This window comes from Brevundimonas sp. NPDC046655, assembly GCF_044901625.1.
Classification (GTDB): domain Bacteria; phylum Pseudomonadota; class Alphaproteobacteria; order Caulobacterales; family Caulobacteraceae; genus Brevundimonas.
The window spans coordinates 564295-584446 of the sequence record NZ_JBJDPV010000001.1 but is presented as its reverse complement, the minus strand read 5'-3'; the positions used below and the strand labels follow the sequence as shown (position 1 = coordinate 584446).

The 20152-nt window shown below is 65.0% G+C and carries 17 protein-coding genes and 1 tRNA gene; 14 read left to right on the top strand and 4 right to left on the bottom strand.

Going from position 1 to position 20152, the window contains the following annotated elements; genetic code table 11:
* Positions 1-62 precede the first annotated feature (62 nt).
* Positions 63-383 (top strand): hypothetical protein, encoded by a 321-nt coding sequence (locus ACI2KI_RS02780; RefSeq protein ID WP_292082902.1) that lies wholly within the window; start codon positions 63-65, stop codon positions 381-383.
* 17 nt (positions 384-400) lie between these two features.
* Here the strand turns inward: ACI2KI_RS02780 and ACI2KI_RS02775 are convergent, their stop codons facing one another.
* A complete protein-coding gene (locus tag ACI2KI_RS02775; RefSeq protein WP_404617539.1) occupies positions 401-1048 on the bottom strand; it encodes an HAD-IB family hydrolase in 648 nt (215 codons plus the stop codon).
* 204 nt (positions 1049-1252) lie between these two features.
* Between ACI2KI_RS02775 and clpX the strand changes: the two genes are divergently transcribed.
* The 4 genes from clpX to ACI2KI_RS02755 all read left to right on the top strand — a co-directional run bounded on the left by clpX (position 1253) and on the right by ACI2KI_RS02755 (position 5792).
* The gene (gene clpX, locus ACI2KI_RS02770) at positions 1253-2521 is read left to right on the top strand and encodes an ATP-dependent Clp protease ATP-binding subunit ClpX (protein ID WP_404617537.1); all 1269 of its coding nucleotides are present in this window, start codon (positions 1253-1255) and stop codon (positions 2519-2521) included.
* A 356-nt stretch (positions 2522-2877) separates the two neighbouring features.
* Complete coding sequence (lon, locus tag ACI2KI_RS02765) at positions 2878-5277, top strand: endopeptidase La (RefSeq protein WP_404617535.1); 2400 nt, start codon at positions 2878-2880, stop codon at positions 5275-5277.
* Positions 5278-5398: 121 nt separating this feature from the next.
* Complete coding sequence (locus ACI2KI_RS02760; protein WP_312061919.1) at positions 5399-5674, top strand: HU family DNA-binding protein; 276 nt, start codon at positions 5399-5401, stop codon at positions 5672-5674.
* A gap of 41 nt (positions 5675-5715) precedes the next feature.
* A tRNA-Val gene (locus tag ACI2KI_RS02755) sits at positions 5716-5792 on the top strand.
* 211 nt (positions 5793-6003) lie between these two features.
* Here ACI2KI_RS02755 and ACI2KI_RS02750 read toward each other — a convergent pair.
* A complete protein-coding gene (locus ACI2KI_RS02750) occupies positions 6004-6234 on the bottom strand; it encodes a hypothetical protein (RefSeq protein WP_312061920.1) in 231 nt (76 codons plus the stop codon).
* Positions 6235-6862: 628 nt separating this feature from the next.
* On the opposite strand from ACI2KI_RS02750, the gene ACI2KI_RS02745 reads away from it, so the two are divergent.
* The 3 genes from ACI2KI_RS02745 to ACI2KI_RS02735 all read left to right on the top strand — a co-directional run bounded on the left by ACI2KI_RS02745 (position 6863) and on the right by ACI2KI_RS02735 (position 10148).
* On the top strand, positions 6863-7363 hold the full coding sequence (locus ACI2KI_RS02745; protein ID WP_404617533.1) for a pyridoxamine 5'-phosphate oxidase family protein: 501 nt from the start codon (positions 6863-6865) through the stop codon (positions 7361-7363).
* A gap of 251 nt (positions 7364-7614) precedes the next feature.
* The gene (locus tag ACI2KI_RS02740) at positions 7615-9699 is read left to right on the top strand and encodes a catalase (protein WP_404617531.1); all 2085 of its coding nucleotides are present in this window, start codon (positions 7615-7617) and stop codon (positions 9697-9699) included.
* Positions 9700-9932: 233 nt separating this feature from the next.
* Positions 9933-10148, top strand: a complete 216-nt coding sequence (locus ACI2KI_RS02735) for a hypothetical protein (protein WP_404617529.1) — start codon at positions 9933-9935, stop codon at positions 10146-10148.
* A gap of 112 nt (positions 10149-10260) precedes the next feature.
* On the opposite strand, the gene ACI2KI_RS02730 is transcribed toward ACI2KI_RS02735, so the two are convergent.
* Positions 10261-11079: a Crp/Fnr family transcriptional regulator gene (locus tag ACI2KI_RS02730; RefSeq protein WP_404617527.1), complete on the bottom strand. Its 819-nt coding sequence runs from the start codon at positions 11077-11079 to the stop codon at positions 10261-10263.
* A gap of 254 nt (positions 11080-11333) precedes the next feature.
* Here ACI2KI_RS02730 and ACI2KI_RS02725 point away from each other — a divergent pair, with 254 nt between their 5' ends.
* Entirely contained in the window at positions 11334-12104 is a 771-nt protein-coding gene (locus ACI2KI_RS02725) for a Crp/Fnr family transcriptional regulator (protein WP_404617525.1), read from the top strand.
* 270 nt (positions 12105-12374) lie between these two features.
* Here ACI2KI_RS02725 and ACI2KI_RS02720 read toward each other — a convergent pair whose 3' ends face one another.
* On the bottom strand, positions 12375-13118 hold the full coding sequence (locus tag ACI2KI_RS02720; protein ID WP_292082891.1) for a Crp/Fnr family transcriptional regulator: 744 nt from the start codon (positions 13116-13118) through the stop codon (positions 12375-12377).
* A gap of 505 nt (positions 13119-13623) precedes the next feature.
* On the opposite strand from ACI2KI_RS02720, the gene ACI2KI_RS02715 reads away from it, so the two are divergent.
* The 5 genes from ACI2KI_RS02715 to ACI2KI_RS02695 all read left to right on the top strand — a co-directional run bounded on the left by ACI2KI_RS02715 (position 13624) and on the right by ACI2KI_RS02695 (position 20018).
* Positions 13624-13914: a TonB family protein gene (locus ACI2KI_RS02715; RefSeq protein ID WP_404617523.1), complete on the top strand. Its 291-nt coding sequence runs from the start codon at positions 13624-13626 to the stop codon at positions 13912-13914.
* A 137-nt stretch (positions 13915-14051) separates the two neighbouring features.
* The gene (locus ACI2KI_RS02710; protein WP_404617521.1) at positions 14052-17477 is read left to right on the top strand and encodes a response regulator; all 3426 of its coding nucleotides are present in this window, start codon (positions 14052-14054) and stop codon (positions 17475-17477) included.
* Positions 17474-18310 carry a CheR family methyltransferase gene (locus ACI2KI_RS02705; RefSeq protein WP_404617519.1) on the top strand — a complete coding sequence of 279 codons (837 nt, stop codon included), beginning with the start codon at positions 17474-17476 and terminating at the stop codon, positions 18308-18310. The genes ACI2KI_RS02710 and ACI2KI_RS02705 overlap by 4 nt, the downstream gene beginning before the upstream one ends.
* On the top strand, positions 18307-18882 hold the full coding sequence (locus tag ACI2KI_RS02700) for a chemotaxis protein CheB (protein WP_404617517.1): 576 nt from the start codon (positions 18307-18309) through the stop codon (positions 18880-18882). Before ACI2KI_RS02705 ends, ACI2KI_RS02700 begins: the two co-directional genes overlap by 4 nt.
* A complete protein-coding gene (locus ACI2KI_RS02695) occupies positions 18879-20018 on the top strand; it encodes an ATP-binding protein (protein WP_404617515.1) in 1140 nt (379 codons plus the stop codon). Before ACI2KI_RS02700 ends, ACI2KI_RS02695 begins: the two co-directional genes overlap by 4 nt.
* Positions 20019-20152 lie beyond the last annotated feature (134 nt).

Sequence of the window (20152 nt, the reverse complement as noted above, 5' to 3'; positions counted from 1 at the left end):
AGGCGGGGTCCGGCGACGGGCTCCGCCTCGAATCGTTTCAGGGCGCGTGCTATCAGGCGCTCATGCAGTACACGCGCGATTCCAAAGGCACCGTTGAAGTCGACGGCGACATCTATGAGTGGGAGATCCGCCGACAGCCCCAGCCCAAGTCGGGCGGGCAGTGGGAGGGCATGGCCGTCACCCTGTGCCTGGTCGACTTCAAGCGCGAAGCCATCATCCAGTTCCCGCCGCCTCTGCGCCCCAATGGCCGGCCGGATGTCGAGAAGCAGCGGGTCAACGTCGACGCCGTTCGCAACGCCGTGATCTCGTCGATGGAGGCGGGGTGGAACCCCACCTCGCGCGGCAAGCCCATGGTCTTCGATGTGGACGCCGACGGTCACTGACCGCAACGGCCTCGCGATCAGGGGCGGCCGGTGAAGACGCGGAAGCCCTTTTCCCCGGCGATGGCGATCATCTCGGTGTCGCCGGAGGTATCGCCGTAGGCGGCGGCCAGCGTCATGTCGTCGCCATAGGCCGCGCGCAGGCGGCGCACCTTTTCCTCGCCTCGGCAGTTCTCTCCCACGAAGGCGCCGGTGACGCGGTCCTGAGTATCAAAGACAAGCTGCGTGCCGAGCAGCCCCTCGGCCCCCAGGCGGCGGGCGAACGGAGCGACGGTCGTTTCCGGCGAGGCGGTGACGATGACGCGGTGCGCGCCCTTGTCGCCCCAGGCCTTCCAGCAGGCGAGGGCGTCTGGCCGCATGAAGCGGTCCCAGACCTGATCGGCGTAACGCTGGGCCTCGGCCTCCAGAGCCTGACGCTCCAGGCCGTGCAGGAATTCACGCACCGAGGCGGCCTTGATGCGTCCTCGGTCGCGGTCGCTGATGTAGGCGGCCAGCGCCGGAGCCATCTTCGCCAGACCGATCGCCCAGCCCGCCGCGCCCGCCCGCCAGCGGAGGAAGGCGGTGAAGCTGTCGCGAATCGTCAGGGTGCCGTCGAAGTCGAAAGCGACGATCGGACGACCTTCCGGCGCGGACTGGCGAAACGAGTGTGCGGCGCCCATGTCAGACATTAGCCGTGATCCCCATAGAAACTGTTCGGTCCGTACCTGTTCGCGACACTTCAATGCGTTGTCGCGTCGCAACAGGCTTGTGGCGGAACGTGTGATGGGTGATTGTCTTTTTTTGAAGACCTTCGTGCACAGATTCACGGATCAGTTGCGAAGGAAGCGCCTTTCGTCCCATGTCGGGCCGGATCGCGGGAGTGAGAAGGGTCTATGACCAAAGCCGCCGGCACCGACGCCAAAAGCACCCTGTATTGCTCGTTCTGCGGAAAGAGCCAGCATGAGGTCCGCAAGCTGATTGCGGGACCGACGGTGTTCATCTGCGATGAATGCGTCGAACTGTGCATGGATATCATCCGCGAAGAGCACAAGATCGCCTTCAAGACGACCAAGGACGGCGTTCCGACGCCGAAGGAGATCCGCGACGTCCTGGACGACTATGTGATCGGCCAGAGCCACGCCAAGAAGGTACTGAGCGTCGCCGTTCACAACCACTACAAGCGCCTGAACCACGCGACGAAGAACAACGACGTCGAACTTGCCAAGTCGAACATCATGCTGATCGGGCCGACCGGCTCGGGCAAGACGCTGCTGGCCCAGACGCTGGCGCGCATCATCGACGTGCCCTTCACGATGGCCGACGCCACGACCCTGACTGAAGCCGGTTACGTGGGCGAGGATGTCGAGAACATCATCCTGAAGCTGCTTCAGGCCTCGGACTATAACGTCGAGCGGGCCCAGCGCGGCATCGTCTACATCGACGAAATCGACAAGATCTCGCGCAAGTCGGACAACCCGTCGATCACCCGCGACGTGTCGGGCGAAGGCGTGCAGCAGGCCCTGCTGAAGATCATGGAAGGCACCGTCGCCTCCGTGCCTCCGCAAGGCGGCCGTAAACATCCGCAGCAGGAGTTCCTGCAGGTCGACACCGCCAACATCCTGTTCATCGTCGGCGGCGCCTTCGCCGGCCTTGAAAAGGTGATCTCGGCCCGTGGGGCGGGGGCCTCGATCGGCTTCGGCGCCAAGGTCAAGGAGATCGACGAGCGTCGCACCGGCGAGATCCTGAAGCAGGTGGAGCCTGACGACCTGATGCGCTTTGGCCTGATCCCCGAGTTCATCGGCCGTCTGCCGGTTCTGGCGACGCTCGAGGACCTGGACGAGACGGCGCTGATCAAGATCCTGACCGAGCCGAAGAACGCCCTGGTCAAGCAGTACAAGCGCCTGTTCGAGATGGAGAACGTGACGCTGACCTTCACCGACGACGCCCTGTCGGCGGTGGCCAAGAAGGCGATCACCCGCAAGACCGGCGCCCGCGGCCTGCGTTCCATTCTGGAAGGCATCCTGCTGGAGACCATGTTCGAACTGCCGACCTTCGAAGGGGTCGAAGAGGTTGTGGTCAACGCCGAGGTGATCGAGGGCCGCGCCCAGCCGCTGCTGATCTACTCGGAAGCCTCCAAGAAGAAGGCCGACGGCGCCGCCTGAGGCTGACGACTGTCACAGACGCAGGGGGCGGTCCGGCGACGGGCCGCCCCTTTCGCTTCGTCCTCTGATGAAACGGCGCCACAGGGGGCTTGGGCGCGAAATCGCCGCAAGAACGGCGTGACGGCACGATCTGACCGCGTTCGATGAGAGCGCAGGGCGGGCCGTTCAGCGTCACCGCCGTTTCACGCTTCTGTGGGCCTTGCGTCCGCTACGCTTGAACACGGCGTTCGCAGCGCCACATACTCATACGAAAGCCGCCGATAATGGCGGGCTGAGTCGAGACGTCGACGCATTCGCGCCGAGACGGGTCGGTTCAGTGGGCCGGAGATCCACGAAGGCCCTGGAAAGTACGCATCATGACCGAGAGCAAAATCCTCCCCGTCCTGCCGCTGAGAGACATCGTGGTCTTTCCGCACATGGTCGTGCCGCTGTTCGTAGGACGCGAAAAGTCCGTGCGGGCGCTGGACGAGATCATGAAGGGCGACAAGCAGATCCTGCTCGCCACCCAGAAGAACTCCGTCGACGACGATCCCGCGCCCGACGCCATCTATCAGACCGGCGTGCTGGCCACGGTTCTGCAACTGCTGAAGCTGCCCGACGGCACCGTGAAGGTGCTGGTCGAGGGCAAGGGCCGCGCCCACCTGACGCGCTTCACCGACCGTGAGGACTATTACGAGGCCGAGGCCGTCGAGATCGCCGACGAGGAAGGCGACGCCTCGCAGAGCGAAGCCCTGCTGCGCGCGGTAATCGAGCAGTTCGAAAACTATGTGAAACTGAACAAGAAGGTCCCGCCCGAGGCCCTCAGCTCCATCCCGCAGATCAGCGATCCGTCCAAGCTGGCGGACAGCGTGGCCGCGCATCTGTCGGTGAAGATCATCGACAAGCAGGGCCTGCTGGAAACCATCGCCGTGCCGGCGCGCCTGGAGAAGGTCTATGGCCTGATGGAGGGCGAGATCAGCGTCCTTCAGGTCGAGAAGAAGATCCGCTCGCGTGTGAAGCGCCAGATGGAGAAGACCCAGCGCGAATATTATCTGAACGAGCAGATGAAGGCGATCCAGCGCGAGCTCGGCGAGACCGACGACTCGCGCGACGAACTGCTGGAACTCGAAAAGCGCATCCGCAAGACCAAGCTGTCCAAGGAAGCGCGCGCCAAGGCCGAGGCGGAGCTGAAGAAGCTGCGCAACATGTCGCCGATGTCGGCGGAATCGACCGTGGTGCGCAACTACCTCGACTGGCTGCTGTCTGTGCCTTGGGGCAAGGCCAAGACCAAGCCCATCGACCTGCAGAAGGCCGAGGACATCCTCGAGGAGGACCACTACGGCCTGGAGAAGGTCAAGGAACGGATCATCGAGTATCTGGCTGTCCAGGCGCGCACCGGCAGCCTGAAGGGCCCGATTCTGTGCCTGGTCGGCCCTCCGGGCGTCGGCAAGACCTCGCTGGCCCAGTCCATCGCCAAGGCGACCGGGCGTGAATACGTCCGCATGTCGCTGGGCGGCGTGCGTGATGAAAGCGAGATCCGCGGCCACCGCCGGACCTACATCGGCTCGATGCCCGGCAAGATCATCCAGTCGATGAAGAAGGCCAAGACGACCAACGCCTTCGTCCTGCTGGACGAGATCGACAAGCTGGGCTCCGACTGGCGCGGCGACCCGTCGTCGGCCCTGCTGGAAGTGCTGGACCCGGCGCAGAACTCGACCTTCGGCGACCACTATCTGGAGGTCGACTACGACCTGTCGCAGGTCATGTTCGTGACCACGGCCAACAGCCTGAACATGCCTCAGCCTCTGATGGACCGGATGGAGATCATCCGGGTCAGCGGCTACACTGAGGACGAGAAGGTCGAGATCGCCAGGCGCCACGTCCTGCCCAAGCAGCTCAAGGACCACGGCCTGAAGGAAGGCGAGTTGATCGTCCCGGAAGAGACGATCCGCGACCTGATCCGCTACTACACCCGCGAAGCCGGCGTGCGTTCGCTGGAGCGCGCCCTGGGCGGTCTGGCCCGCAAGGCCGTGCGCGAGATGGCCAAGACCAAGGCCGTATCGATCACCGTGGACGCGGCCAAGCTGGCTGAATATGCGGGCGTCAAGAAGTTCCGCTATGGCGAGACGGACGCCGAGGATCAGGTTGGCATCGTCACCGGTCTGGCCTGGACCGAGTTCGGCGGCGACATCCTGACCATCGAGGCGATCAAGATGCCGGGCCGCGGCCGCATGACCGTGACCGGCAACCTGAAGGAGGTGATGAAGGAGTCGATCTCCGCAGCCGCCTCCTACGTCCGGAGCCGCGCTCTCAGCTTCGGCGTGAAGCCGCCAGTGTTCGAGAAGACCGACATCCACGTCCACGTGCCGGACGGCGCCACGCCCAAGGACGGCCCCTCGGCCGGCGTGGCCATGACCGTGGCCATGGTCTCGGTCCTGACAGGCATCCCGATCCGTAAGGACATCGCCATGACCGGCGAGATCACCCTGCGCGGCCGGGTGACCGCCATCGGCGGCCTGAAGGAGAAGCTGCTGGCGGCCCTGCGCTCCGGCGTGAAGACGGTGCTGATCCCTCAGGAGAACGAGAAGGACCTTGAGGACGTGCCGGAGAACGTGAAGTCGGCGCTGGAGATCGTGCCGATCTCGACCGCCGACGAGGCGCTGAAGTGGGCCCTGACCGGCACGCTGACGCCGGTGGAGTGGGACGAGACGGCCGAGCCGCTGCTGCCCGCGCCGCAGGCTCCGTCGACGCCGGACGGCGCCGCCGTCAGCCACTAGATCCGACGACAATCTGATCGACAGCGCGCGGCTCGGGGCGACCCGGGCCGCGTTGCTTTTGACCTCAGCGTCAGGAAGGCCTTAAGTGAGCCTCGGGGATTTTTGCTGGGGAGCAGAACCGATGAATAAGACCGAGTTGATCGGCGTCATGGCCGAGGCTGCAGGCATCAGCCGCGACCAGGCCAAGCTGGCGTTGGAAGCCTTCACCGACAATGTGACCGCTTCTCTGACCAAGGGCCGCGACGTGCGCCTGGTTGGTTTCGGCAGCTTCATCGCCGTTGAGCGCAAGGCCGGAACCGCCCGCAATCCGCAGACCGGCGAGGCCATCGCCCGCCCGGCGTCGCGCACCGCCCGCTTCCGGGTTGGGGAAGGATTGAAAAGCGCCTTGAACGGCTGAGTGGACACAGGCATTAAGCGCGCCTGACGCACACTTCATGAGGGCGGCTAGCTCAGCTGGTCAGAGCATCTCGTTTACACCGAGAGGGTCGGCGGTTCGAACCCGTCGCCGCCTACCATTATTTTCTATAAAGTTCAGTTGGTTGTTGGGGATTTGGTGACGTCGAATGCTCCGAACTCGGAGCAATCCGGGAAAAGGGGCAAAGGCGGTAGTTTCTGCGGATTTCGCTGAAGCATCCTGAAATGGTTCTGGCGCCTCGAGACCTGTTCGATCCCAAGCGATCACCGCTTGATGATATTTTTGGCACGACGGGAGGGGGGCAGCGTCGACTAGACGCCCGAGCCTGATCCATCGGCCCCGTCGAACCCAGCCGTGGCGATTGCTGCAGGGATCGAGGCCACGGTTTCTTCACCGTGGATCACATGCACCATGACGGCGCTGGCGTGCCGCGCCATCAACCGTTCGGCTTCCCTTGTGGCGGCCTGGGCGCATTCGGCTTCCAGGACCTCGAGGTGCGAGGCGGTCGGGCCACCGGTTTCGATCAAGCAGAAATAGACCACGGCAAAGCTCTCAGACCAAAAGGCGGGAGTTTGCGGCGTGCGCTACCGATCTCTTCCAGTCGCAGGCGCCCGGATGGTCTCGGCCTGCAATGCATCATGGTTACACTGAATAATGCCTGTGCGTTCTAACCTATGTTGGTCGCCATGTTTCCCTTCCGTGTTTCAGTCCGCCGTCGTGAAGGCTCGGGTCGGTTTTCCAGGCTCGGCGGTGGGACAGGTCTCCCCAACCCCTTTGCGCGTTTCGCAAGGCTCCGGGAGTGTCGATGAAGCGTTCTGGATGCAAACTGCTGATCCTCGTGATTTGCGCTACCGCCATCTTCACTCTGGTTAGCCTTGGCGTCCTCGCCCAAGGCATTGTTGCCTTGGGATGAGAACTGCGCACCGGCCGCCCACCTCGCCGACGGTCATCGCTGGCTGGGGGACGCATAAGACTGGGTGAACTTCGTGCTCTTCGGTCTTGGTGTTCTGTTCACGAAAGGCGTCCTTTGGACAGGCGAAGACGGTCGAGACGGCGCGCGATGGTCGTGTTGGGCGCAGGCGGCGCCGGGGCGAGGCCGCTGTGCCGCCTTGTGTGCTCAGGAACCTGTTTCCGGCCGATCGGTTGATCGCTGACAAAAGGAGACGTTTCATGAGTGATCATCTGACTCCAGCCGAGGCGGAGACGGCGTTTTGGAAAAGCCTCGAGCGGTCCAACACGGGCATGCTGGGGATCGAACGACCGGGGTATCATCACCAGCCGATGACTGGATTTGGCGAGCCCGAAACCGGGACGATCTGGTTCTTCACGCGCAACGACACGGATTTCGCGCGAGATGTCGCCGCCGGCGGTCAGATGGGAATGTTCTGTTACCAGGCCAGGGACGAGAAGCTTCAGGCCTGTATTCACGGGAGGCTGGCGATCGATCTGGACCGCGAGCGCATCGACCGCTTCTGGAACCCGGTCGTTGCGGCCTGGTATCCCGATGGAAAGGCCGATCCGCATCTGACGCTCATACGCTTTGATGGCGATGACGGGCGGGTCTGGGTTTCGGACGCGGGTGTGCTCGGCTTCGGTTACCAGATCCTCAAGGCGAACCTGACCAGGAGCACGCCTGACGCTGGCGGCGTAGCGGACGTCAATCTGGGCTGACAAACCGTCGCATATTTAGAGATGGGGCGGATCGTCGGGTTGGGCGTCCCTGCTTGAGGGAGCGCTATGTCGCCTTCCAGACATAGGGACCTGAGGGAAGGACGTTTTAGGTCTTTGCACTCCCCCTGGGAGGAGTCTGCAGACGACCGGTCTCGCCTCCCGAAAGCGCCGCTATGCGGCGCACCCGCCTAGGCGCGCCCGCTATCGCCGGCATCACCCTGTCGTTGGACAACCTGACTGAAGGACCCCCCATGCCCAAGTCGCCCGCTGCAGACGCCCGCCCCGGTGAGGGCGGCGAACTCCACCAGACCGCTTCAGCGCCTGAAGCGCGCCTTACGACCAACCACGGCGCGCCGGTCAGCGACGACCAGAACTCACTGAAGCTTGGACCCCGAGGTTCGACCCTGCTTGAGGACTTCGTGCTGCGCGAGAAGATCCAGCACTTCGACCATGAGCGTATTCCGGAGCGGATCGTCCATGCACGCGGATCGGCCGCCCATGGCTTTTTCGAACTCACCGAGAGTCTGGAAGACTACACAACGGCCAAAATCCTCACCGAGGTCGGAAAAAAGACCGAGGTCTTCACGCGCTTCTCGACGGTCGCCGGAGGCGCGGGCTCGGTGGATACGCCGCGCGACGTCCGAGGCTTTGCCGTCAAATTCTATACGCCCGAGGGCAACTGGGACCTGGTCGGCAACAACATCCCCGTCTTCTTCATCCAGGACGCGATCAAGTTCCCTGACCTGATCCATGCCGTGAAGATGGAGGCGGACCGCGGCTATCCTCAGGCGGCCAGCGCCCATGACACCTTCTGGGACTTCATCGGCCTGATGCCCGAGAGCACCCATATGGTGATGTGGGCCATGTCCGACCGGGCCATTCCGCGGTCGCTGCGCATGATCGAGGGCTTCGGCGTCAACACCTTCCGGCTGATCAACTCAAAGGGGGAGGCGACCTTCGTCAAGTTCCACTGGCGCCCCAGGCTGGGGACCCAGTCCACCTGCTGGGACGAGGCGGTCAAGATCGCCGGAGCCGACCCGGACTATCATCGCCGCGATCTGTTCGAGGCCATCAATCAGGGCGACTTCCCTGAATGGGAATTCGCCGTCCAGCTCCTGAACCAGGCCGAGGCCGACGCCCTGCCGTTCGATATTCTCGATGCGACCAAGCTGATCCCTGAGGAGGATCATCCTCTGCGGGTCATCGGCCGCATGGTGCTGAACCGGAACCCCGACAACTTCTTCGCCGAGACCGAGCAGGCGGCCTTCCTGCCCACCAACATCGTGCCGGGCCTCGACTTCTCGGAGGACCCCCTGCTGCAGGGGCGGCTCTTCTCCTATCAGGACACCCAGCTATCGCGGCTGGGAACCGTCAACTTCCATCAGATCCCGATCAACCAGGCCAAGGGGTGTCCCTTCCAGAACTTCCAGCGCGACGGCCATATGCAGACCCAGGTCTTCAAGGGGCGCGCCAACTACGAACCCAACAGTCTGGCCGAGGCGGGAGAGGAGGGCGGGCCGCGCGAGGACCCGAGAGGCGGCTTCCGCACCGCCGCCGTGCCGATGGAGGGCGAGAAGGTCAGGCTGCGCGCCGAGAGTTTCGCCGACCACTACAGCCAGGCCCGGCTCTTCTTCCGGTCGCAGACGGAGATCGAACAGGCCCACCTGGCCAGCGCCCTCGTTTTCGAACTGTCGAAGGTGACGCTCGACCACGTCCGGGCGCGCGTCCTGGCCAATCTCCGCAATGTCGACGAGGGATTGGCCAAGCGCGTGGCGGACGGCATGAGCCTGCCTCTGCCCAAGGCGTCCAAGCCGGCCGCGACGCCCATCGACCTTGAAGCCTCACCGGCCCTCAGGATTGTCGGCAAGTATCCGGACAGCCTGAAGGGCCGCAAGGTCGCGATCCTGGTCGCTGACGGCTCTGACGGCGCGATTGTCGCGGGTGTCCGCAAGGCGGTGGAAGGCGACGGCGGCGCGATCTTCATCGTCGCCCCGAAGATCGGCGGGGCGAAACTGTCGGACGGATCCCTTCTCCCTGCAGACGGCCAGCTGGCGGGGAGCCCGTCTGTGCTGTTCGACGCCGTGGCCGTCATCCTGTCAGAAGACGGGTGCGCCCAGCTTCTGAAGGAGGGCGCGGCGGTGGACTTCCTCAGGGACGCCTTCGGTCACCTCAAGGCCATCGGACATACGCGCGAGGTCGGCCCCCTTCTGGATCGGGCCGGGATCAAGCCCGATGAAGGGGTCGTCGACCTGTCTGCGGCCAAGGCAGGGGACTTCCTGCCGCCAGCCCGCACTCGTCAGTGGGCGCGGGAGCCAGCCGTTCGCACCCTGGCCTGATCCCTTTTCTGTTCAGGCGGCGGGGCGGGTTTACGACCTCGCGCCGGACAGGCCAGCGACCAAGTCAATGAGCACGGGGCGAAGGTTCAAATCGCGCCCCTTTTCGGTTTCGAGGCCGCGCGCCCGCAACGCTGTAGGGTTCCAAAGGACCAGGACCTGACCTTGGGGTCCTGCGCGATCAGTTCCGGGAACCGTAGCGCTCGGCTTTCGCTCTCTCTGGCCACGGAGGAAGCATGAACCAGATCCATGTCATCGAGCGCGCCTTTCAGATCGCCGACGAGAACCGCGCCTGCATCAAGATCTCCGATCTCCATGAAGCCTTGGTCCGCGAGGGCTATACGATCACCGACCTCATGCATCTGCAGGGGTGGAGTATTCGCGAGCAACTGCGGACTCGAATGAAGGCGCGCGCTGCGGCCCGCCCGGGCCTGCGCACAGCCACGGCCTGACGTCTTTCGCTCCGGGGCGAAGATCGCGGGGCGTCGAGCAAGGGCCTTCAAGGGGGCGAGGTCTGGAGACGCTGAGCCGGCTTGGGGCTGGCGCGCCGTTTTTGGTTGGCCCCTAGCCGGCGCGCGCCAATGGAGCCAGGGCAACCACGGCCCCCGGCGCGGAGAGGTCGCGAGACGGTGAACCAGGATGCGCAGGCGACCAGGAGACGGCTTCCGCATCGAGGCCTGGACTCCTTATCGCGGGCCGGGAGGCCGCAGAGGCCGGCGCGACAGCTTCGCCGCAACCGCACGAGGCCTGACGCAGGCCGTCGAGGTTGAGCACCTGGACCCTTCCTCGCCCGAAACGCACGAGGTCCTGGCTCTGAAGACGGGCGGCGGCGGCGTTGACGCTGGTTCTCTGAACCCCAAGCATCCCGCCGAAATCCGCCTGGGTGAGAAGCAGCGGCGCGTTGTTTCCGCGGCAGTGAAGGCGAACCAGCCATTTGGCCAGCCTTTCAGGCACCAGGTGCGAGGCGTTGCACGCCGCCTCCGTCGCCAGGGCGTCAAGACGGGCGGTTGCATGACGCGCCACGAGACGGGTCAGCCATTCCCGGCCCATGGCCTCTACGAGTGGAGCGGCGGCGACACGGCAGACGACGGTGTCGATCAAGGCTCGCGCCTCCGGGCGACGGGCCCCCGGCTCAAGAGCCTGGTCCCAGCCGTGTACGGACCCGGCTGTCACCGCCGCCACGCAAATGCGGCCGCCGCCCGGGAAGAGGCCGACCACGCCGGAGAGAATGAAATAGAGCCTGCCGTCGTTCGGCAGGACCTCGCCGGCCGCCACCGACGCCCTTCGACCACAGGCCTCTATCCGGGCTTGGGCGTCAGCGGGCAGGGCCTGGAATACCGGGTGATCCTGAACCTCAAGACGAGAGCGAGGGGAAGAGGCCATGGCTGTTAGGCCGGTCCTAGTCTGCATGTCGCACTCCTAAGAGGGGGAGTGTGGCCCATGGCGGGGCGGTCGCCACTTACATGGGTTAGGAGGCCGAGGGGCCGGTTAAACGCGCACGCCTGCGACCCTGGTGAACCGGGATCGTCTCGGCCCGGGGACGGGTTCACCGCCTGGCCCGGGTAAGGCGCCGCTTCGGCGTCGGTTCAACAGTGGAGGCGGCGCGACCTGCAGCGGAGGAACCGGGCGAGGGCTGGATGGTTTTGCAAGCGTTGCCGCAGTGGGCGGTGCGGACTCTGGAGGTCATCCTGATCAGTCCCCTGATCGACAAGCTGTCGCGTCGAGATTTCATCTCTGACGAGGAAAAGGCCGTTCTGGCGGACGTGGTCGCGCCGCCAGTCACCCTGAAGGCCGGCGACAACATCGTCGAACAATATGATCGCCCATCCCGCAGCACGCTTCTGCTCGAAGGCTTCGCGGCGAGATATGTCGTGCTGATGAACGGCGCCCGCCAGATCACGGAACTTAACGTCCCGGGCGACTTCGTCGACCTCCATAGCCTGCTGATGAGTCCGATGGATCATGGCGTGGTCTGTCTGACGGACTGCAAGGTCGGCTATTGTCCCCACGAGGCACTGCGCTTCATTTCCCAGACCCAACCCCACCTGACGCGCCTTCTGTGGTTGGAAACCCTCATCGACGCCGCCGTGCACCGCCAATGGCTGGCGGGTTTGGGGCGGCGCACCGCTTTCGCTCGGTTCGCCCACTTCCTGTGCGAGGTCTATCTTCGTCTGGCCTCCGTGGAACGGGCGGAAGGACATCGGATGGTGCTGCCTCTCAGCCAGGCCATACTCGCCGACGTGCTTGGCCTCTCGGCCGTCCACGTCAACAGGTCCGTGGCCCAGCTCCGCGCCGACGGCCTTGTCGAATGGAGGGGGCGCAACATCAGGATCCTGGACTGGGACCGTCTGGTGCGGGTGGCGGAGTTCGATCCGACCTATCTGCGCATGGGGCGCGATCCAGTCTGAGCCTGCCTAGGCGGCACGGCGTGAGGTCCCCCGGCCGCGTTCCTCAGTGACGCCCGGTGCGTCGGGGCCAATGGGATGGGGCAGGCGTCGGGACGTCCGCATGTCGGGCGTCCGGCCTAGCAAGATGGCGACGAGGCGCCGCCACAGTTCTTCAGGTCGAGGCATGACCGGCCTCCTCGGCAAGGGCGCACTCTGATCCTGCTCCGAGCAAGATCAAACAACATGGGTTATAACCCTGCCTCGGCGGATGAGAGGGTCTCTTGCCCGCCATCAGAGGCTTGGTCCGCAGTCGGCGCTCAGGTTGGCGGCCTGGGCCAGGCTCGTGAGGTTCTGAAGCACCGCCCGCCCGGCTCGGTAGTCGACCAGGGCGTTGCGCCTGAGTTGCTGCAGGGTCCGGTTCATGTGCACCGCGCTGAGGCCCAGGATGTCGGCGAGAATATCCTGGGTCAGAGGAAGATGGAGCACCCCCGCCACGACGGGACCCAGACGCGCCTGGCGTTCGTGGAGCTCCAGCAGGAGATGGGCTGTGCGTTCGTAGGCGCTAAGCCGACCAAGCCTTATCACCTGGCGCGCCATGCGCAGGCGTTCGGCCGTGCGGTAATGCCTCCAGGCCTCCAGCAAAGGCGCGCTCTGTGTGCGCAATTCGGACATCCCGGTCCAGAAGGCGGTGCCGTCGATCGTCACGACGTCCGTCAGGGCCCAGACCAGCATGTCGGTGTCGACGGCGCCCGATGCGACAATCATCTCGCCGGGGAGATTGAGGCCCACGATCTGACGACGTCCGTCCTCCAGCATGGCGCCGCGCGCGGCCCAGCCCTTGAAGACCAGTCTGGCTTCATTGCGCTCTGGAGCCAGGATGACCGGCGTTCCCGCCGCATGGGTCTGCAGCGCGCCGGTGAAGCAGTCCCGGATGTAGGCGATGTCGTCGGCGCCGAGCGGCCCGAAACTGGACAGCATCCGCTCAAGCGACGCGGTGTGCCGAGTTTCGAGATGGGTTTCCGACTGATTCTTCATAGCCTTAGACCAACAGCATGGCTTCGGCGTTTTTGTTCTTCACATAGGTTGGTTTCGCGCGACTTGGCGCGCGGCTCCGGAGGCCCAGGCTCGATAGCAGAACCCTCCGGCCTCATGCATATGTCGGCTCTCCGTACCCGTCCGTTGTGAGGCGGCGGACGGGGAGGCGGGCGCATCACACGGTCTCGCGCTCGCCAGCGCGATGTCTCCAGGGAACTTCGCGGACGAGCCTGGCCGCCGTGTCCCCGATGAGATCAGGAGTTTGCACCATCGACGGCCAAGGCTGTCCCTCAGGTGACCTTCTTCGCGGCCGTGAAGCCCAGGAACAGGAAGATTATGAAGCAATCAAGGCGAGGATGGCGATGACGAGGGGCGGCTGCTGCAAACGCCAGCTCGCACTGCGCCTCCGACCTACGCCTGGACGTCGCCGCTGGCCACGCCGTTGGAACAGATCGCGACCCGCCTGGTTAAAGAAGCGGAGGGTGTTGCTATGATGATCCTAGCCTTGACCGCGGCCGTCCTGCTGGATGCGTCGCCGAAGATCGACCGTCTCCCGAAGGGTGAAAGACCCGCTGCGGCTGCGCAGAATGACGCGCCGGCCCCGCTTCTGACTGTAGCGGTGACCCTGGAGTGCACCGCGCGGGCCGCCGGGCGGGTCGAGGATTGCCGCGTCCTGGGCGAGACCCACCCTGGTCTTGGCTTTGGCGAAGCGGCCATCGCCCTGATGCGTGACGCCGAGGTCGAGCCGGGCCCCAAGGATTATCAGTTCGCCCGCACGATCCAGTTCACGCCCTGAGTTTACCGGCGCACGCCGCTCAGGCGTGAGACCGATGGCCTCGACCCCGCCGAGAAAAACCAGCACAGGTTATTGCGTTGAGCGCTCCGCCCTCTACGCAGGGACACTCCCGTCGCTCACCCGAGGTCAGACTGCTGATGATGTTGTTCCGTCGCCCGCCTGCGGGCTCGAAGACCGAAGCCTGGTCCGGAGCAGGACTGGCCCTGGTCCTGGCCTTCTTTCTGGCGACAAGCAGCGTGGCCTGGCTCAACGTCCAGGTGCTGAGGGCGAATAATCAGCAGATCATTCACACCCATCAGGTGATCGTCGCCGTCGACGACCTCCTGTCGACCGTCCAGGACGCCGAGACAGGCCAGCGCGGCTATCTGCTGACGGGCAACCCCCTCTACCTTCAACCCTACGACATGGCCGCGGCCGCCGTGGAACGCCGTCTGGAGGAGGTGGCGCGCCTGACCCGGGACAACCCGGTGCAGCAGACCCACCTGGGCCAGGTCCGCAGACATGTCGAAGCCAAGATGATCGAGCTGGACGCCACCATCCAGGCGCGTCGCAGCGAGGGTCTGCAGGCCGCCGTGTCCAGGATGAGCACGGATCGCGGCAAGGCGGAGATGGACGCCATCCGGAGCGAGGTGAATCTGATGAGGCAGGAGGAGCAGAAGCTCCGCCTCGCACGCCTCCAGGAGATGGACGCCGCCTATCGCACAGCCCTGGTCAGCGGCGTCCTGTCCGGGCTCCTTGGCGCGGCCCTGACCCTGGGCGTCTACGCCCTCGTCCGGCGCAGCGCCCGTCAGAAGGCCCGCCAGGAGTGGATCCACAAGGGCCAGGTCGGGCTGGCGGACGCCATGATGGGCGATCAATCCGTAGAACAGCTGGCGGACAGCATTCTGGCCTATCTGGCGCGCTACGCCGATGTTCAGGCCGCCGCCCTCTTCAAGGGCGAGGGCGGCGTGTTCCGGCGTGTCGCGGCGCTCGGGGTTCCCGCCGACGCGCCTGTACCCGAGCGTTTCGGCCCCCGCGAGGGCCTGTTGGGGCAGGTCGCCTCTGAAGGGCGCGCCCTGACGGTGCCCGAGGTGCCGGAGAACTATCTGACGATCGGCTCGGCGCTTGGACGCTCCAAGCCCCGGCACCTCGTCATCGCCCCGGGCCGCGCTGACGGCGAGATCAATGCTGTTCTGGAGCTGGGCTTCCTTCGTCTTCCCGACGAGCGTCTCCTCGCGCTCCTGGAGGAAGCCGCGCCGCTGATCGGCACGGGGTTGAGATCGGCACGCTACCGGGCCCGTTTGCAGGACATGCTGGAAGAGACCCAGCGGCAGTCCGAAGAACTTCAGGTCCAGAGCGAAGAGCTACGGGTCTCCAATGAGGAGCTGGAGGAGCAGGGGCGGGCCCTCAAGGAATCCCAGGTGCGTCTGGAACAGCAGCAGGCTGAACTGGAGCAGACCAATAGCCAGCTCGAGGAACAGGCTCAGGTGCTGGAAAACCAGCGCGATGATCTGGAGCGTGGATCGGCCGCACTGGAGCTTAAGGCCCGGGAGCTGGAGCAGGCCAGCCAGTACAAGTCCGACTTCCTCGCCAACATGTCCCATGAGCTGCGCACCCCGCTCAATTCGCTGCTGATCCTGTCGAAGCTCCTGGCCGACAACCCCGACGAGACCCTGTCGGAAGAACAGGTCAAGTACGCGCGCACCATCCAGTCGTCGGGCAATGACCTGCTGACCCTGATCAATGACATTCTCGACCTGTCGAAGATCGAGGCCGGCCATATCCAGGCCCGTCCGGAAGCGGTGTCCCTGCAGCGCCTCGGCGACGATATCCGCCAGATGTTCCAGCCGGTGGCCGACGATCGCGGCCTCGCCTTCGAGATAGACCTGGGATCGGGCGATGACGGGGTTGAGACGGATCGCCAAAGGCTTGAGCAGATACTGAAGAATCTTCTGTCCAACGCCTTCAAGTTCACCGAGAAGGGCAAGGTGAGGCTTTCGGTCTCGGACGCCGGACCGGACGAGGTGGCCTTCGCGGTCTCGGATACGGGCATCGGCATCGCCCCGGACCAGCAGAACAGCGTGTTCGAAGCCTTCCAGCAGGCCGACGGCACCATCAGCCGCCGCTACGGCGGGACCGGCCTGGGCCTGTCCATCTCGCGCGAACTGGCGCGTCTGCTCGGCGGCCGCATTGTTCTGGAAAGCCGGGCCGGCGAAGGCAGCGTCTTCACCCTGATCCTTCCTCGGACCTATGACGCTTCGCGTGTGGCGCCGCCAGAAGCGCCCTCCGGCGCGACGGCTCCGGTCCCGGCGGTCCGTGGTCCAGCGCCGCGTGCGGCGGAAGCGGCGACACTCGCTCGGGCCCTGGACGATGATCGTGATCATCTGGCCGGGACACGTCGCCTGCTTCTGGTCGTCGAGGACGACGATCGCTTCGCCGCCATTGTCCGGGACCTGTCACGGGAGCTGGGATTCCAGTGCATTCTGGCGGGCACAGCCCAGGAGGCGCTCAAGCTCGCCAAGCGCTATCGGCCCAACGCCGTCGTGCTGGACATCGGCCTGCCGGACCAGTCCGGCCTCACCGTGCTCGACGTGCTCAAGCGCGACGACGACACCCGCCATATTCCCATCCATGTCGTCTCCGCCGATGATCACAGCCAGACCGCCCTGTCGCTGGGGGCCGTCGGCTATGTGGTGAAGCCTGTGGGACGAGAGGCGCTCGCCGAGGTGCTGCGATCGCTCGAGGAGAAGCTCACGCGAACCGTGCGGCGCGTCCTTATCGTCGAGGACGACGTGGTTCAGCGCGAAGCGGTCAGCAAGCTGCTGGAATCGGGGGATGTCGAGACGGTGGGCGTCGGCACGGCCGCGGAGTGCCTTGAGCAACTCAAGAACCAGACCTTTGACTGCATGGTCCTCGACCTGACCCTGCCGGACGCGTCCGGCTTCTCCCTTCTGGAGACCCTCAGCCGCGAGGGCGGGCAGGGCTATCCGCCGGTCATCGTCTACACCGGTCGCGATCTGTCGCCGGAGCACGAGCAGCAGCTTCGTCGCTATTCCAACTCCATCATCATCAAGGGCGCCAAGTCGCCTGAACGGCTCCTCGACGAGGTTTCCCTCTTCCTTCACCAGGTGGTCTCGGAACTGCCTCCGGAGCAGCAGAGGATGATCCGCAAGGCCCGCCATCGCGACGCTGTGCTGGAAGGGCGACGGATCCTCATCGTCGAGGACGATGTGCGCAACATCTACTCCCTGACCAATGTTCTGGAGCCGCGCGGCGCCCGCATCGAGATCGCGCGCAACGGCAAGGAAGCGATCGAGCGTCTGGAGCGGTCTGCTGAAGATGCCGAGCAGGCGATCGATCTGGTCCTGATGGACGTCATGATGCCCGTCATGGACGGCCTGACCGCCACGCGCGAACTGAGGAAGGATCCGCGCTGGCGCGACCTGCCCGTTCTGATGCTGACGGCCAAGGCCATGCCCGACGATCAGGAGCGCTGCATCGCGGCGGGGGCGAATGACTACATGGCCAAGCCTCTGGACGTGGACAAGCTGCTCTCTCTCGTGCGCGTCTGGATGCCCCGTTGAGTCCGGTCGCACCCCATGAGGTGGAGGACATAGAAATCCAGCTGCTGCTGGAGGCCCTGTTCCAGCGCTACCATTACGACTTCCGTCACTATGCGCGGGCCTCGATCAAGCGCCGCCTGCTTCAGGCGCGCACCCATTTCGGGCTGCCCAGCCTGACGGCGCTTCAGGAGCGGGTCCTGCATGATCCGGAGATGCTGCCGCGGCTGCTGGGTTTCCTGACGGTCCAGGTCAGTGAGATGTTCCGGGACCCGGCCTATTTCCGGGCCCTGCGCGAACAGGTGCTGCCGCACCTGCGGACCTATCCGTCCCTGAAGGTGTGGATCGCGGGATGCAGCGCCGGCGAAGAGGTCTATTCGCTCGCCATCCTGTTCCGGGAGGAAGGTCTTTTCGAACGGACGATGTTCTACGCCACGGACATCAATCCCGATGCGCTGCGGGCGGCGGAGGCGGGGGTCTATTCGCTGGATCGCATCCGCAAGTTCACCGAAAACCACCAGAAGTCGGGCGGTCGAACCTCGCTGTCGGACTACTACACCGCCGACTACGGGCGAGCGGTCTTCGACAAGTCCCTGCGGGCCAATGTCGTCTTCTCCGATCACAGCCTGGTGTCGGATGCGGTCTTTGGCGAGATGCAGCTGATCTCCTGCCGCAATGTGATGATCTACTTTGATCGTCCGCTACAGGACCGCGCCGTCGGCCTGTTCAAGGATTCCCTGGCTCGCGGCGGCTTTCTGGGGATCGGTTCCAAGGAGAGCTTGCGCTTCTCGCGGCACGCCGACGCCTTTGCCGACTTCGTGCCGGAAGAGAAGATTTATCGCAGGCGCGAGCCATGAACCCCCATCCCGCCCGCGCTGTCGTGATCGGCGCCTCGGCCGGAGGCGTGCAGGCGCTGCTCGCCATCCTGCCGTCGCTTCCCGCCGACTTCGCCCTGCCGATCCTGGTGGTCCTGCACGTGCCCGCCGACCGGAGCAATGTGCTGGCGCCCCTGTTTGCGTCCAAATGCGCTCTCACGGTGAAGGAGGCCGAGGACAAGGAACCTGTGGAGCCAGGCGTGGTCTATTTCGCCCCTTCCGACTATCACCTCCTGGTCGAGGCCGACGGCGCTCTGGCCCTCTCGTCCGACGAGCTGGTCAACTACTCCCGGCCTTCCATCGACGTCCTCTTCGAAAGCGCCGCGGACGCCTACGGAGCCGGTCTGGTCGGTCTGGTTCTGACGGGGGCCAACGAGGACGGGGCGGCGGGGCTGAAGGCGGTCGCCGCCGCCGGCGGTCTGGCCTTCGTCGAAGACCCGGCCTCCGCCCATGCCCGCCCCATGCCGGAGGCCGCGCTGCGCGCATGTCCGGTCGCACAAGTGATGTCGCTCGCGCGCATTCTCGAAGTTCTGAAAGGTCTAGGCCAAGCATGACGCGCCCTGACAAGCCGATCCATCTCCTTCTCGTCGACGATCTCGAGGAGAACCTCCTGGCCCTGGAGGCACTGCTGAAGCGCGACGGCGTGGCCTGTCTTAAGGCCCGCTCCGGCGACGAGGCGCTGGAGCTCCTTCTGGTTCATGACGTCGCCCTCGCCCTGGTCGATGTCCAGATGCCGGGGATGGACGGCTTCCAGCTCGCGGAGTTCATGCGCGGCAACGCCAATGCGCGTCACGTTCCGATTATCTTCGTCACCGCCGGCAGCGCCGATCAGCAGCGGCGTTTCAGGGGCTACGAGGCCGGAGCGGTGGACTTCATCCAGAAGCCCGTCGAAACGGACGTCCTGAAGAGCAAGGCGAACGTCTTCATCGAGCTCTACCGCCAGAGACAGGAGATTCTGTCGCATCGGGATGAGCTCAAGGCCTATGCTGCGGCCCTCAGCGCCGCGGACCGGCGCAAGAACGACTTCATCGCCATGCTCGGACACGAGCTGCGCAATCCCGTCATGGCCTTCCGGGCAGGGCTGCAGTTGCTCGAGCGGCAGAAGGATCCGGAAAAGAGCGCTCAGATCCACGCTCGAATGGAGGTCCAGGCCCACCATCTGTCACGGCTGATCGAGGATCTGCTGGACGTCGCCCGCATCGACCAGGGCAAGATCTCGCTTCAGCGCGAGCGGGTGACCGTGCAGAGCATCATCGACTCGGCGGTGGACACCAGTCGACCCAAGATCGACGCGGGGCGCCACGACCTGACGGTCGACGTCCCGGGCTCACCGATCTGGCTCGACGGCGATTTCACGCGCCTGTCCCAGGTGGTGAGCAACCTGCTGACCAATGCGGCCAAGTACACGCCGTCAGAGGGGCGGATCGAGGTGTCGGCCAACCGGGTCGAGGACCGCGTGCGGATTGATGTCGCCGATAATGGAGTCGGCGTGCCCCAGGATATGCAGGTCCGGGTCTTCGACCTCTTCACGCAGTCCAAAGGGCCGGACGACAGGTCGCGTGAAGGCCTGGGCATAGGCCTCGCCCTGGTTCGCCAACTGGTCGAAATGCATGAGGGCGCCGTTGAACTGGAGAGCGCCGGTGCGGGGGCGGGGAGCCGGTTCACGGTCTGGTTCCCGGTTGTCGCCTAGGCAGACCCTGCCGGCTTTCGGACATTCGGGAACCGGCTGATCGCCGAAAGGTTCGTACTGCGAATGTAGAGCTTGTCGACCTCCGGGGCGGCGGCTCCAGTCAGGAGCAGGGTATGCGGAAATTGGTCTTGGAG

Bases quoted from the DNA above. Each gene is read 5' to 3' on its own strand.
- ACI2KI_RS02780 (WP_292082902.1), top strand. From the start codon at position 63: ATGCAGTACACGCGCGATTCCAAAGGCACCGTTGAAGTCGACGGCGAC.
- ACI2KI_RS02775 (WP_404617539.1), bottom strand. From the start codon at position 1,048: ATGTCTGACATGGGCGCCGCACACTCGTTTCGCCAGTCCGCGCCGGAA.
- clpX (WP_404617537.1), top strand. From the start codon at position 1,253: ATGACCAAAGCCGCCGGCACCGACGCCAAAAGCACCCTGTATTGCTCG.
- lon (WP_404617535.1), top strand. From the start codon at position 2,878: ATGACCGAGAGCAAAATCCTCCCCGTCCTGCCGCTGAGAGACATCGTG.
- ACI2KI_RS02760 (WP_312061919.1), top strand. From the start codon at position 5,399: ATGAATAAGACCGAGTTGATCGGCGTCATGGCCGAGGCTGCAGGCATC.
- ACI2KI_RS02745 (WP_404617533.1), top strand. From the start codon at position 6,863: ATGAGTGATCATCTGACTCCAGCCGAGGCGGAGACGGCGTTTTGGAAA.
- ACI2KI_RS02740 (WP_404617531.1), top strand. From the start codon at position 7,615: ATGCCCAAGTCGCCCGCTGCAGACGCCCGCCCCGGTGAGGGCGGCGAA.
- ACI2KI_RS02735 (WP_404617529.1), top strand. From the start codon at position 9,933: ATGAACCAGATCCATGTCATCGAGCGCGCCTTTCAGATCGCCGACGAG.
- ACI2KI_RS02730 (WP_404617527.1), bottom strand. From the start codon at position 11,079: ATGGCCTCTTCCCCTCGCTCTCGTCTTGAGGTTCAGGATCACCCGGTA.
- ACI2KI_RS02725 (WP_404617525.1), top strand. From the start codon at position 11,334: ATGGTTTTGCAAGCGTTGCCGCAGTGGGCGGTGCGGACTCTGGAGGTC.
- ACI2KI_RS02720 (WP_292082891.1), bottom strand. From the start codon at position 13,118: ATGAAGAATCAGTCGGAAACCCATCTCGAAACTCGGCACACCGCGTCG.
- ACI2KI_RS02710 (WP_404617521.1), top strand. From the start codon at position 14,052: ATGATGTTGTTCCGTCGCCCGCCTGCGGGCTCGAAGACCGAAGCCTGG.
- ACI2KI_RS02700 (WP_404617517.1), top strand. From the start codon at position 18,307: ATGAACCCCCATCCCGCCCGCGCTGTCGTGATCGGCGCCTCGGCCGGA.
- ACI2KI_RS02695 (WP_404617515.1), top strand. From the start codon at position 18,879: ATGACGCGCCCTGACAAGCCGATCCATCTCCTTCTCGTCGACGATCTC.